General features: G+C 35.0%; 1 protein-coding gene. It reads left to right on the forward strand.

The annotated features are described in order from the left end of the window. The first annotated feature begins 45 nt into the window (after positions 1-45). Positions 46-16,794, forward strand: a complete 16,749-nt coding sequence (locus tag ACWJJ7_RS02550) for an SDR family NAD(P)-dependent oxidoreductase (protein ID WP_462963794.1) — start codon at positions 46-48, stop codon at positions 16,792-16,794. Positions 16,795-16,843: the final 49 nt, after the last annotated feature.

The following is a 16,843-nucleotide window of genomic DNA, read 5'->3' on the forward strand; positions in this document are numbered from 1 at the left end:
AAATTAATACTAACAATTTAATTACAGAGAGAGGAGCAGATAATTTTGTACGAAAATTTATGTGAAAAATTAAAACATATTGCTAAAAGTAGTTCAAATGGTATTATTTTCATAAATAGTCTTCATGAAGAAAATAAGATTACGTATGAGGATTTATATAATAAATCACTTTTAGCACTACATTTATTACAGTCAAGGGGAATTGGAAAGAATGACGAGGTGGTTTTTCAAGTAGAAGATAGCGAAGCATTTTTAATATCATTTTGGGCATGTCTTCTGGGCGGGTTTATTCCAGTTCCAATAACTGTAGGCAATAGTGAAGATCATTTGCTTAAAGTATTAAAGATATGGGGAATTCTGGATAATCCATATTTAATTGCAAATAAAAAAACATTATCAAGAATTGAGACCTTTGCAATGAATACACAGTTTGCAGAGCAGGGTGAAGAGGTTACACGAAAATCAGTATTTATTGAGGATTTTGAGACTGCTAGCCAAAAGGGTATAGAGATAGACAGAGATATTAAGGATATTGCTTTTATCCAATTTTCATCTGGTTCTACAGGTGACCCAAAGGGAGTTGTTCTAACACACGAGAACCTGCTTTGTAATGCTAATTCAATAATAGATCGTACAAAAATGAATTCTGAAGATACTTTTTTAAGCTGGATGCCTTTAACTCATGATATGGGCTTAATTGCATGTCATTTAACACCATTAGTTACAGGAATGGATCATATAATAATTCCTACAACACTATTTATTAGGCACCCTATTTTATGGTTTGAAAAAGCAAATGAACATAGAGCAACGTTTATGGCATCTCCTAACTTTGGATTTAAGTATTTCTTGAATTTTTATAAACCAGAGATTGCTGCTTTATGGGATTTATCTAGTGTGAAAATGATTTTTAATGGCGCTGAACCCATTTCTTCGGAATTATGTCATGATTTCCTTGATACAATGAGCAAACATGGACTTAAAAGCAGTTCTATGGTTACAACGTATGGTATGGCCGAAGCATGTATTGCAGTAACTATTCCTTCATTAGGAGAAGATTTTAAAACCTTATTTATTGATAGAGGGTTTTTAGGTGTTGGTGATGAAGTAAAGGAAATAAGCCAAGAGGAAAATAACTGCGTAAGCTTTGTGGATGTAGGATACGCTGTCGATAATTGTGCGGTAAGAATTTGTGATAATAAAAACAAAGAAATATGTGACAATGTAGTCGGAAATATACAAATAAAGGGCGAAAATGTAACAAAAGGGTACTATAACAACTCAGAGGCTACAAAGAAGACTATATCAAAAAATGGTTGGTTAAAAACAGGTGATCTTGGATTTATGAGAAATAAACGCCTCGTAATAACTGGAAGAGCAAAGGATATTATTTTTGTAAATGGACAAAATTATTATCCTCATGACATTGAGAGAGTTGTAGAAAACTCGATAGGTATTAAGATGGGTCAAATAGTCGCAAGCGGTGTACGAGACGACTTGAATCAGAGCGAGACATTTATTATTTTTGTATTGTTCAAAAAAAATGTGAAATACTTTACTGAAATTGCTTTGGAAATAAAAAAATGTATAAATATTACTATAGGTTTGGATGTTGATGCTATAATCCCTGTGAAAAAAATACCTAAAACAACTAGCGGTAAAGTGCAGAGATATATACTATCAAACATGTACCAGAATGGCGAGTTCATTGAAACATGGGCAAAAATTAAAGATTTGATGAATCTAAATAATAGTATTACAGATAATCAAGGGGATCTAACTGCGATTCAGGGAAAACTGCTTGATATATGTAGACAGGTACTTGATAACGGGAAAGTATCCATTAATGATAATTTTTTTGAGTGGGGTATAAACTCTATTAAATTTGCGTCTTTTTCTCAAAAATTGGATGAGGCGTTTCCAAATAAGGTGACAACAACGGATTTATTTGCATATCCAACCATATTAAAGCTTTCAGAATATATGGAAGATGGGGGTAAGAGTAGTCCTCATTTTGGCGAAAAAGTGACAAAGACTTATGAAAATGAGGATATCGCAATTATTGGAATGGCACTTAGATTCCCACATGCGGATGGTATTGATGAATATTGGGATAATATCAGAAATGGGATAGATTGCGTTACTGATTTTCCTAAATCAAGACAAAAGGACACAGACTCCTATTTAAACTTTTTAGGGCGAGATATTGACAACATAGAATATTCAAAAGGTGCATATCTAGATGAGATAGATAAATTTGACTCTAAGCTTTTCAAAATAATTCCAAAGGAAGCCAGTTTAATGAATCCGAATCAGAGAGTTCTGATGGAGACAACTTGGCAAGCAATAGAGAATGCGGGTTATGGAGGGAATAAACTCATTGGAAGTAAGGTAGGAACTTATATCGGATATATTGGAGATATTGAAGGTTACAAATACAAACAGATGATATGTGATGTAGATAGTACTTTAAGTTCAATTTCAATGACAGGGAACCTTCCATCTATAATACCGAGCAGAATAGCTTACCTATTGGATTTAAAAGGGCCAACAATGCTTATTGATACAGCTTGCTCTTCATCACTTGTAGCTGTTCACCTTGCATGTCAAGGAATTTTAACTGGTGATTGTGATATGGCCATCGCTGGAGGGGTTAAGATAAGCGTGCTACCCATTGAGGAACACGAAAAGATTGGAATGGAATCGTCAGATGGGAAAGCAAGGACATTTGATAATAGTTCAGATGGAACTGGTATGGGTGAGGGCGTTGCTGTTGTTATTTTAAAACCACTAAGCAAAGCTATTAGTGATAGAGATAATATTTGTGCAATAATAAAAGGAAGCGCTATTAATCAAGATGGCGGTTCTATTGGTATAACAGCCCCAAACGTGCTAGCACAAGCTGATGTAATTCATTCTGCTTTAGAAAAGGCAGGAGTAAATCCAGAAACAATTACATATATTGAGGCTCATGGTACTGGTACTAAACTTGGAGATGCTGTTGAAATAGATGGAATTAAAAGGGCTTTCAAAGGATATACCGATAAAAAACAATTTTGTGCAATTGGGTCTGTAAAAACCAATATAGGACATTTACTTCAGTCTTCTGGTATAGCGGGTATTATCAAATCAGCTCTTGCATTAAAGCATGCAGAATTACCACCAAGCATTCACTTTAACTGTCCAAATCATGAGATTAATTTCGAAGATTCTCCTGTTTATGTGAATGATGTTTTAAGCAAATGGAAAACTATTGGGTTTCCAAGGAGATGTGGAATAAGTTCTTTTGGATTTAGTGGTACTAACTGTCATATTATTATGGAACAAGCTCCTGACGTATCAATAGTTCAAAGAGGTAATAGTAATGCACCATATGTGTTAACTATGTCGGCAAGAAGTGAGAAAGGTTTACACAAACTAATCAGTGATTATAAACATTTCGCTCAGGCAGAATTTGATATAGGTGATGTTTGCTTTACTGCAAATACTGGACGTGGGCACTATAATTTCAGATCTGCTTTAATTGTAAATAACACAGAAGAGTTTAGATCAGCAGTTTATGAATTGGCTGAGGGAGATTTAAAAGATAAACAAAAATCAAACTTTTTTTATGCAGAGCACAAAATTATTTCTGACTTAAAAGGATCAGAGGATAATGGAGAGATTAGTGAGGTAGATAAGGAAAATTTAAGTAAAAAGGCAAATATCAAACTCAAGCAATATATGGATACAGGAGAACCAAACAGTATACTTTTACAAGAAATCTGTATGTTATATGTACAGGGAGCAGACATTAAGTGGGATTTATTATTTGTTGGTGAAACTTTTAGTAGAGTGAACATACCTTTAGGTCCGCTTGAGAGGGAAAGATGTTGGATCGATATTCCTGGTGCAGGTAATGAAGAGTATGACGATATATACTACAACCTAGGTTTCAAGCAGGTAGATTTGCAAACTCAAGTAGAATCATCTATTAATGAAAATGTGATTATATTTAAGGATTCGCAGGGGGAAGCAGACCAGCTAAGTAATAGGTTAAGGGCGGAAGGTCACAGGGTTATAGAAGTTAGTTTTGGTACAAGTTTTGAAAAAACAGACACGGATTGTTATATAGTTAGTGATCGAGAAGAAGACTATGCAAACCTTTTTAATGAGATACAAATAAATTCAGGGATAGACATAATTCATTTGGCTACATTGAGAAATTATGAAATTCAAAGTGTTGAGCAGCTTAAATACACACAGAGAAATGGATTGTATAGTCTGTATTACTTAACTCAAAGATTACTAAAAGACAATGCGAAGGTAAATATAAAACTTATATTGGTATCTGATTATGTTAATAGTATAACTGGTGAAGAATTAAGGATAAAACCTGAAAATGCACCTATGTTTACGCTAGGTAAGGTATTGGATCGAGAATATCCTACAATTAATGTAAGATGTGTTGATATTGACATTCATGCAACAGTAGACGAACTTCTTCTTGCAGTAAAGTACCAACAGGAATACAGATCCTCATATAGGAATGGGAAGAGATACATAGAAGAGTTTGAAAGTCTTGATATAAAAAGCATTAGAGACCAAAGCGTTGAGATAAAGAATGGTGGAGTTTATTTAATCACTGGTGGCATGGGTGGAATAGGGTTTGAAATAGCTAAATATCTTGCTAGCAAAAATAATGTGATGATAGGTCTTATAAACCGCACGATAATGCCAAATCGAGACGAATGGGATATGATATTAGAGAATGGTAAGGACATAAAAAATTGTGAAAAGATTAAAAAAGTAAGGATGATAGAAGCGAAGGGATCAATAGTGGAATGTCTAACAGCTGATGTCTCAAACCTTCAGGAGATGAGCGCTTCAATTAATATATTGAGGGGTAAATACGGGACAATAGATGGTGTAATCCACGGCGCTGGAGTTGCAGGAAATGGATACATTTTAGGTAAGGATGAAAGAAAATTTAGTAGCGTTATTGAGCCAAAGATTTATGGTACTTGGATACTGGATACAATCACTAAGGATGATAAACTTGATTTCTTCATAATGTTCTCCTCGATTGCAACAGTGCTTACGGTACAGGGCCAGGGTGATTATGCAGCTGCTAATTCTTTCATGGATTCATTTGCAGAATATAGAACTAAGCAAGGGAAGAGGACTATAGCAATTAATTGGGTGCCATGGAGAGAAATCGGGATGGCAGTTGATAATGGTGCCAATACCGATACGGTATTTAAAGCTATACATACTGACAGGGCTATAGAAGCTATGGATGAGATAATAGCTAAAGATATAAATCGGGTAGTGGTAGGACAGTTGAACTTTGACAGCAAGATGGTATGCATACTTGAGAAGTTCCACTTTAAATTGTCCCAAGGTTTAAAACAGGATATTGAAATGGTAAAGAAAAGGTTCCAAGCAGAAGAGAAAACAACAGAAACTGAGAAGAAAATTGTAGAGGTGTGTAAGGAAGTACTTGGAATTAAAGAAATTGATATAGAGGCAAGTTTCTTTGACTTAGGAGCCGACTCAATAATTCTTAGCAAACTTAATGAAAAACTTTTAGTGTTGTTTCCTGGAAAGATAACATTATCAAAGATATTTGGTCATCCTACCATATCAAAGCTTGCTGAGTATATAGATCAGCAGAATACGAAGAATACTCAAAGTGTGGTTCTATCAAATGAGAACCCTATGACGGGAGACATAGCGGTTATAGGTATGTCAGCTCAAATGCCTGGTTCTGATAATATAGCTTCATTTTGGGATAGCTTAAGAAATGGAGTAGATTGTATAAAAGAATTCCCCGCATCTAGGAAAAGGGATATTGATAAATACCTTACTTATACTGGTGTTGATGTAAGTGAGATAAAGTACTTAGATGGTGGATACCTTAGTGATATAGACAAATTTGATTATAAATTCTTTAACCTTACTCCAAAAGAGGCAAGCCTAATGGATCCAAACCAGAGAAGGTTTTTAGAAAACGTATGGGCAGCAATAGAGGATGCAGGTTATGGGGGAAGCAAAATAGTTGGAAGCAATACAGGAATATATCTTGGATTTGGTAATAATCCAAGGGATAATTATGTGAAAATAGTTGAAGCCTTAGAGCCAGAATCGTTATCCTTATCTATACCAGGTAATTTAGCAGCTATAATACCAAGTAGAATTTCATATGTTCTGGATCTTAAAGGTCCGAGCTTACTTGTGGATACAGCATGTTCTTCGTCATTGGTAGCAGTACATTTAGCATGTAATGCAATAAGGAAAGGTGAATGTGACATGGCAATAGCTGGAGGTATAACAATAAACCTCATACCTATAGATGAAAATGTAGAACTTGGGATAGAATCTTCAGATAGACGTGCAAGAGCCTTCGATGACAGTGCTGATGGAACAGGAAATGGAGAAGGTGTTGCTGCAGTTATGCTAAAGCAACTAGATAAAGCTATATTAGATGGAGATAACATATATGCTGTTATAAAAGGAAGTGCAGTAAATCAGGACGGAAGATCTGCAAGCGTAACTGCACCAAATGCATCAGCTCAAACTGAAGTAATACTCAGAGCTTGGAAAGATGCAGCAGTGAACCCGGAAACAATATCATTTATAGAGGCTCATGGAACGGGGACAAAACTTGGTGATCCAATAGAAATAGAAGGACTTACGGAAGCATTTAGAAAATACACAGACAAAAATCAGTTTTGTGCTATAAGTTCAGTGAAAACAAATATAGGACATTTATTTGCAGCAGCAGGCATTGCAGGGTTTATAAAAGCTGTTCTGTCATTAAAAAATAGAGAACTTGCTCCAACTGTTCATTTCAAAAAAGCTAACCATAGGATAGCTTTTGAAGAATCACCTATGTATGTAAATGTCGGTTTGAAAAAATGGGAAACAGAAAGTACGCCTAGAAGATGTGGTGTAAGTGCTTTTGGTTTAAGTGGTACAAACTGTCACATGGTGCTTGAAGAATGTCCACAGGATATAATGCCGCTAATACAAGAAGAGGGGAAAACAAAAGTTTTTTCAATCTCAGCCAAAAGTGATCAAGCCCTTCAAGAGCTTGTTATAAGATATAGTAAACTTTGCAAGGATGAAATAAACCTTGAAAATATGTGCTATACCGTAAATACAGGTAGAGGTCATTATAACTTTAGGGTTGCTTTAATTATCAGCAGCATGCAGGAACTCGAATTAAAGCTTGATAAAATAGCTAATATATTAACTTATGAAAATAATATGTCAGATGTATTTTATGGCAAGCAGAAGATTATAAATGATGGAAGAGAAGCAAAGGATGGCGAACTTACCCGTGAGGATATTCAGGAGTTAACAAAGAAAGCAGGCAATAAGGTTAATGAATATGTTGCAACTGGGAAAACTAATATACAACTTCTAAGGGAAATATGTAAACTATATGTTAACGGTGCAGAAATATTATGGTATGAACTTTATAAAGGAGAAAAACTTAAGAGAGTAAGCTTACCTACTTATCCATTTAATAAACAAAGATGTTGGCTTGAAGTAGCTGGCGGAGATTATATAGAAGAGGATGAAGCAGGTATATATTACGGTGTTGATTTCATACAAGAAGACTTAAAGATGCTAAAGAAAAGTGTTGGAAATGGGTGTATACTCGTTTTGAGCAATAAAAACACTAAATCATCGGAAATTATTACTAAGCTAAAGGAAGAATACAGTGTTATTGAAGCATATTATGGAAATGAATTTTATAAAGTAAGCGAGGATAGTTATGAAATAGGAGACACGGAAGATGACTATGTTGAACTTCTAACCCAAATAAAGGATAGAGGAATAACCGATATAATACATCTTAAAACCCTTGGAAATAATTTAGTGGATACTGTAGATCAGCTTCAAAGTTCACAAAAGTTTGGAGTATACAGTTTATTTTATCTTATTCATGCTATAAATAAAAATGATATGTATAAGAACATAGGGCTAACATTAATATCTAAATACGTAAATAATGTAAGTGGCAATGAAGCAATGATAATGCCTGAAAATGCTTTATTATTTGGACTAGGAAAGGGTATTGAAAGAGAAAGCCCTGATATTAATGTAAGATGTGTTGATATAGATGATAATACAACAACTGATGAAATACTTGAAGCGGTTATATGGCAACAGGAATTCAGAGCGTCTTATAGAGAAGGCATTCGATATATTGAGGAGTTTGGCAGACTTAATCTGCAAAACGTAAATGACAGCAAAGTTAATATAAAAGATGGTGGAGTATATATGCTAACAGGTGGAATGGGAGGCATAGGCTTAAAAGTTGCCAAATATTTAGCTTCATGCAACCGTGTAAAGCTTGCGCTTATAAACCGTTCCAAAATGCCTGATCGGTGCCAATGGGATGAGATACTTGATGCACGGCAAGACATTAAGAAATGTGAATGTATAAAAGCAGTAAAAGATATAGAATCAAATGGGTCTGAGGTGATTTGCATTAGAGCAGATGTTTCTAATTATGACGATATGCAAAAAGTTGCTGATGATTTAAGGCACAACTATGGCAGGATAGATGGTGTAATTCATGCTGCTGGATTGGGTGGAGATGGAAATCTATCAGAAAAGGATAGTAAAAGGTTTACCAATATAATAAGACCTAAAGTTGATGGAACGTGGGTGTTAGATCAGATAACAAAAAAAGATAGTTTGGATTTCTTTGTATTGTTCTCTTCAATAGCTACAGTGTTTTGTGCTCAAGGTCAAGCAGACTATGTGGCAGCCAACAGCTATATGGATTCTTTTGCAGAACTTAGAAGTATGAAGGGAAAGAAGACATTGGCTATAAATTGGGCTATATGGAAAGAAGTTGGCATGGCTGTTGATATTGGAATGAATATAGATACCATATTTAAAGCCATAGAGACGGATACAGCAATTGGGGGACTTAAACAGGCACTTGGTAAGGATATATCGAGGGTTATTATTGGAGAGATAAACTTTGAAAGTAATATAGCACTCATGATTGAAAATAGTCCTATAAGACTTTCAAATGAAATTATGCAGAGACTAAGAACACTTAAGAAAAAACAACATCAATTACAAAAGGGTAAAGGCGAGAGTGTTTTATCCGATGTAACTCTTAGGGGAAGAGTTAGTGAAGTTTATAGTGAGATAGAACATAAACTTGCAGAGATTTGTATGGGTGTAATGGGTGTAAAGGATATAGATGTGGAAGAAAGTTTCTTTGATATAGGAGCTGATTCTATTCTACTCACAGTGCTTGGTAAAAGAATTGAAGAAATATACCCTGGCAAAATTTCAGTGGCTAAGATATTTGCATATCCCAATATTGCGAAGCTAGCTAGATACTTAAGTGAATTTGGAGAAACAAAATCACTAGTAGCATGTACTGATTCAAACACAGATTTTGGAAGTAAGGATATTGCAATAGTAGGTATGTCTTTTAAGTTACCTATGGCAGATAGTATCAATGAGTTTTGGAGCTATTTAAGGAATGGTACTGATTGTATCAAAGAATTCCCTAAATCTAGAAAAAAAGATGTTGATAACTATCTTGCATTTTCAGGTGTAGACAAAAAAGAAGTCAAGTACTTAGAGGGTGGATTTCTTGATGAGATAGACAAATTCGATTATAAATTTTTCCGTATTACCCCAAAAGAGGCAAGCGTAATGGATCCAAACCAGAGGTTGTTCCTTGAAACTGTATGGGGAGCTATAGAGGATGCTGGCTATGGTGGAAAGCAAATAATAGGAAGTAATACCGGAATGTATGTTGGTTTTTCAAGTAACTTTAAGGATAACTATGGGAGAATTATTTCTGAAGTAGAACCGGAATCAATGGCTGTTGCACTATCTGGTAACCTACCGTCCATAATACCTAGCAGGATATCATACGTTTTGGACCTTAAAGGTCCAAGTTTACTTGTGGATACGGCATGTTCTTCATCACTTGTAGCAGTACATCTTGCATGTAATGCTTTAAGGGACGGCGAATGTGACATGGCAATAGCTGGTGGTGTAAAAATAAACCTTCTACCTTTGGATGGGCAGATGAAACTTGGAATAGAGTCTACAGACAGTCGCACAAGGGCTTTCGATGATAGTTCTAACGGTACTGGAATAGGTGAGGGTGTTGCAGCAATAATGTTAAAGCCCCTAGATAAGGCGAAAGCAGACGGCGATAATATTTATGCAGTAATAAAAGGTAGTGCTATAAATCAAGACGGAAGTTCTGCTGGTATAACAGCGCCGAATGCATCGGCACAAACTGAAGTAATTATCAAAGCATGGAAGGATGCAAGAGTAAATCCTGAAACGATATCATATATTGAAGCTCATGGAACAGGAACAAAACTTGGAGATCCAATAGAAATTGAGGGACTCACTGAAGCATTTAGAAGATACACAGACAAGAAACAGTTTTGTGCGATAGGCTCATTAAAAACAAATATAGGACACTTATTTGAAGCAACGGGCATTGCAGGGCTTATTAAGTCGGTTTTATCACTAAAGAATAAAGAGCTTCCTCCAACGGTGCATTTTACAAAGCCAAACCACAGGATAGATTTTGAGAATTCACCTGTATATGTAAATGAAAGTTTGAAAAGTTGGGAAGTAGAAAATGGACCTAGAAGATGCGGTATAAGTGCTTTTGGTTTTAGTGGTACTAATTGTCATATGATATTAGAGCAAGCACCTTTAGAAGAAAATCAAGCTATTAAGGTTATGCAAGATGTAAAACAATCAATGCATCATGTTATTACGCTATCTGCTAAAAGTGAGAAAGCTTTAAGAATACTAGTGAAAAAATATAGCAAGTTCTTAAAAAAAGATGTGAATATTGCAGATGTATGCTATACAGCAAACACTGGGAGAGGGCATTATGAATACAGACTTTCAATGATTGCATGTGATAAAAAAGATTTCGAAGTAAAATTTGAAAGGATTGTTAAGGGAGAATCGCTTGGAAGTTGCCTTGAGAATGAATTTTATGGTGAGAACAGAATAGCTTATGATAGCAGAAATGATAAAGATGGAGAATTGACAAAATTAGATGTAAAAGAACTAAACAGAAAAGCTGATGAAAAGGTCAAAGAATACATTGGAACAGGTAAAAAAGATAAACATATACTAAGTGAAATATGTAAATTATATGTAATGGGTGCAGATATTCAGTGGTATGAGATGTATGAAGGAGGAAATGTAAAAAGAATGAGTATGCCTACTTATCCATTTGATAAGATAAGGTGCTGGCTTGATATACCTGGCGCAGAAGAGATAGAAGAAGCTACTGAAGATGTCTACTACAGCTTGGGTTTCAAGCAAGAAGATTTACAGAATAAGGATGAAGTTGCTGGTGGTGGAACTGTAGTTATTTTAAAAGACGAGCTAGGAAAAGCTGATGTATTAAGTAGGGTTTTAAGAGAAAACAATTATGATGTAATAGAAGTTTCTAAAGGTATAAGTTATGAGAAAGTAGGAGATAGAAGCTATTTAATAAGTGATAGTGAAGAAGATTACTTAAAACTCATAGAAGAGTTAAGCAAAATGAAAGTTACAGATATAATTCATATGTCTACACTAAAAGATTCAGAAGTACAAAGTGTAGAGCAGCTTACTAATACTCAAAGAAATGGAATATACAGCTTGTTTTACTTAACTAAGGCTATATCAAAAATAGATATAAAACAAAATATTGGGTTGGTATTGATATCTGATTATGTTAATAGTGTAACAGGAGAAGAAGAGAAAATAAAACCAGAAAATGTACCTATGTTCACATTGGGGAAGGCAGTGGAGAGGGAATGTACTAATATTCATTTGCGATGTATTGATACTGACATATATACAACGGTTGAAGAACTTTACGAAGCTTTTAAATACCAGTTAGAGTATAGATCATCCTACAGGATTGGCAAGAGATATATTGAGGAGTTTAAAGAAGCTAACGTAAAAGAAGCAAAACAACTTAGTGTCAAGATAAAAGAAGGTGGAGTATATATCATCACAGGTGGTACAGGAGGTATCGGCTTTGAGATAGCTAAATACTTGACTGATAAAAATAAGGTAACATTAGGACTTATTAGCCGTACAGAGATTCCTGACCGTAGCCAGTGGGATGAAATACAAGGTAAGAGGCAGGACAAAAAAACTTGTGAAAAAATAAAATTAATCAAAGAGATAGAAGCAAAGGGGTCAAAGGTGGAATGCCTTGGTGCTGATGCATCAAACTTACAAGAGATGTGCGATGCTATAAACGTGCTAAGGGAGAAGTATGAAAGAATAGACGGTGTAATTCACGCAGCGGGTGTCGCTGGAGATGGCTACATTATGAGGAAGGACGAAAAAACATTCAGTAGTGTAATTGAGCCTAAGATATATGGTACATGGATTTTAGATCAAATCACAAAGAATGATAAGTTGGACTTCTTCATTATGTGCTCATCGGTAGCTACTGTACTTACAGTACAGGGACAGGGAGATTATGCAGCAGCTAACTCCTATATGGATACTTTTGCCGAGTATAGAAGCAAGCAGGGTAAGAAGACATTAGCAATAAACTGGGTTTCATGGAAAGAAACCGGTATGGCTGTTAACTATGGAGTAAATTCAGACTTGATATTTAAGGCTATATATACCGAAAGGGCAATAAAAGCACTAGATGAAGTGTTAAGTAAAGATATATCAAGGGTTCTTATTGGGCAGTTAAACTTCGATAGTAACATGGTATTTTTGTTGAAAGAGTTCCCATTCAAACTGTCCAATGGACTGAAACAGGAGCTTGAAAGGTGCAAAAAGAGGCTAGAGGTAGAAGAAAAGGCAACTGAAACTCAGAAGAAGATAGTTACAGTATGTATGGAAGTGCTCGGATTAAAGGAACTAAATGTCGAGCAGAGCTTCTTTGATTTGGGTGCTGATTCAATAATATTAACTCAATTAAGCGAAAGGCTAAATGAGGTTTTCCCAGGGAAAGTGACTGTATCTAAGATATTTGGATATCCCTCTATAGAAAAGTTAGCTCAGCACATAGATGAAATTGCTAAGAAGGATATAAAGGGTAATATCGATTTAAAGAGAGGCAATCTGAAAACAGATGACATAGCAATTATAGGTATGGCAGCTAGAATGCCCGATGCTGACAATTTGGAAGCTTTATGGGAGAATATAAGGAATGGGAAAGATTGCATAAAACCTTTATCAGAATCAAGGAAGAAAGATGCTGATAGATACCTTTCATATATAGGCAACGATCTAAGCGATATAAAATATGGCGATGGGGGTTACTTAGATGAGATAGACAAGTTTGATTATAAATTTTTCCGTCTTTCTCCGAAAGAAGCAAGTCTTATGGATCCCAATCAAAGGCTGTTCCTTGAAACTGCATTTGCTGCAATTGATGATGCTGGCTATGGTGGAAAGAAGATCATAGGTAGTAATACGGGACTGTACGTAGGGTTTGCAAGCAGCATGAAGGATAACTATGGGAATATGGTGTCGGAGGTAGAACCGCAATCATTATCATTGGCTATACCTGGAAATATACCAGCTATCATACCAAGCAGAGTAGCTTACGTGCTTGACTTAAAAGGGCCGAGCTTAATAGTGGATACCGCATGTTCATCTTCATTAGTGTCAGTACACTTAGCTTGTAGTGCATTGAGACGAGGAGAATGTGACATGGTAATTGCAGGAGGTATTAAATTAAGTCTTTTGCCAGTCGATAAAGACATTAAGCTTGGAATAGAGTCCTCAGATAGCCGTGCAAGAGCATTTGATGACAACTCAGACGGTACTGGAACAGGAGAAGGTATCGGAGTTGTATTATTAAAGCCTCTTGACAAAGCAAAGGAAGATGGAGACAACATTTATGCTTTAATAAAAGGTAGCGCTGTAAACCAGGATGGAAGTTCGGCAGGTATAACCGCACCAAATGCTTCAGCTCAAGCAGAAGTGATAGTAAGTGCATGGAAAGATGCAGGAATAGATCCAGAGACGATTACTTATATAGAGGCTCATGGAACTGGTACAAAGCTTGGAGATCCAGTAGAGATAGATGGAATAACAGAAGCATTCAGAAGATATACAAACAAAAATCAGTTTTGTGCAATAAGTTCTATAAAAACAAATATTGGACATTTATATGAAGCAGCAGGTATAGCAGGGCTAATAAAGGCGGTAATGTCTCTTAAAAACAAAGAAATTGCGCCGACAGCACATTTTGCGAAGCCAAACCGCTGGATAGATTTTGAGGAATCTCCAGTATATGTAACTAATAAACTTGAACCTTGGAAATCCGAGAATCTACCGCGCAGATGTGGCATAAGTGCTTTCGGTTTCGGTGGAACCAACTGCCACATGATAGTGGAGCAGGCTCCATTTGAGGAAATTTCAATAGAAGAGGTTAAAGGTGTTAATTTGTTTACATTATCTGCAAAGAGTGAACAAGCACTAAAAGAACTTATTATAAGATTTAAGGAATTTCTCAAAGATAATATAAACCTTACAGATATGTGTTATACCACAAGTACAGGTAGAGGGCATTATGAGTACAGGCTTGCTATTATCGTACAAAGTAGAGAGGATTTGATAATGAAGCTAGGAAGAATAAACGGATTGAAATTGAGTGACATAAAAGAAAACGGTATTTACGTCGGAAGTTATAAAATTATTAAAGAAGAACAATTCAATAAAAGTACTGGTGAGATAACATCGGGAGAGATTACCAATATAAGTAGAACAGCAAATAGAAAAATTATTGAATTTATATCAGCAAATAAAGAGGATGGAATGGGACTAAGAGATATATGCGAGCTATATGTCAAAGGAGCGAACATTAGCTGGAATGAATTATATAAAGGTCAAAAACGAAAAATAGTAAGCTTACCTGTTTATCCTTTTGACAAAGAACGTTGTTGGCTTGAGATACCAAAAGCTAAAAAAGGGCAGGAACTTATGATAGGGAAAATAAATCAAATGTTAGAGAGTACAGATTTAACAGAAGAATTATCAGAAGAATTACAGACGGTTTCCAATGAATTCAAAATTATTTTGGAAAAATGTAAAAAGTATATTGAACAAAATAAGAAGGAATCAGAGGAAAGTATTCTTAATAATGTAATATTAAAAGGAAGGGAAAGTAATCAGTACACCGGAAATGAGGTGCAAATAGCTCAAATATGGAGAGATGTCTTAGGAGTAAAGGAAATTGACATTAATGAAAATTACTTTGAGATTGGTGGAGATTCAATTAAATCAATTCAAATAGGAGCAAGACTTCAAGATTCGGGATTAAAGATCAAACCAAATGATTTATTACAGTATCAAACGATAATTTCACTTGCATCACATATAGACAGCATTAATAAAAAAGAAGTAGGGATATTGGTAAATGGAGAAATACCACTCAGCCCACTTCAAAGGTGCTTCTTTGAGCAGCAAAACAAGGGCTATAGTAGCTACAATACGTCTGGAATGATGTTTAGAAATGATAAGTTTGATGAAAGACTTGTAAGGCTTGTATTAGAAAAACTAATAGAACATCACGATGCACTGAGAATTGCATTTAAGCTAGGAGATAAGGAGGAAATTCAATATAGCAGGGAAACAGAAGGAGAATTGTTTGGTCTAGAAGTAATTGACATGACAAAATATGAAACTTATGAGGAAAGTATATTGGAAAAATCAAAGTTAATACAATTAAGCGTGAAGCCAATGGCAGGACCTCTTCTTAAAATCGGAATATTCAATACTTCTGAAGGTGACTATATGCTTGTGGCAGTTTCTAAGTTAATTGCGGATGATGTTTCTTTAGAAATTCTATTGGAAGACTTTATCCTAGGTTACGAAAAAGTGATAAAGGATGAAAATATAGTTTTAAATAAGAAAGCAAGCTCTTTTAAAGCATGGTGTGAAGGCATTAAGGAAATCTCTGGAAGCAAAAATATGGATAAAGAAATCGAATATTGGATGGAACTTAATGAAGCATTTACAGAGAAATTACCTGAGGATAAGAAGTCACAAGAGGATGCTACACCTCTAATTGATAAAGTTTGTGTAGAGCTTTCGCAAGAGGATACCAAATCGCTTTCGGAAAATATAAATGAGGTATATAACACTGAAACTGAAGATATTATGATTGTAGCTTTAGGAATGGGAATAGAGTCATGTTTTAAAATGGATAAGGCGTTTGTATATCTTTGGGGAAGTGGAAGAAAAGATGCTATAAATGAATTGAATGTCGCTAGGACCATAGGACAATTTGATTATATGTATCCAATGTTAATTGATATGTCTGAATTAAATGACATGGCCTATAGGATAAAGGGCATTAAGGAAAATCTTAGACGTGTTCCTAGTAAAGGACTAGGTTTTGGATTAATTAAATATGCTGAAGGTAACGACAAAGGGCAGTTAATTAATTTTAAAGTTAATCCGCAAATAACTTTTAGATATTTAGAAAAAAAGGAAAAAAGCAATATAGGATCGTTAGAAGTATTCAGAAAGCAAATTCTGCAAACTGAAATAGATTATACTGAACCATTTTACTTTAATATAATTTCATTTGTACAAAATTGTAAATTGACTATAGAAATTAACTATAATAAAAACAAATATAATGAAAGTACTGTAATTAAGTTTGCGGAGTGTTACAAAACAAGCTTGAAACAGATAATAGAATACTGTGTAGGTAGAAATAAGGCAGAATTGACCGCTTCAGATTTAGGGAGTGATGATCTCTCTATAGAAGAGGTTGAAGATATACTTAGTCTTTTTGAAGAAGAGTAATTATGTCTATGAATTTAATGCAAAGTGATAATATGTATTTAAAAAATTG

The sequence above is a fragment of the Clostridium sp. CM042 genome (assembly GCF_055080995.1).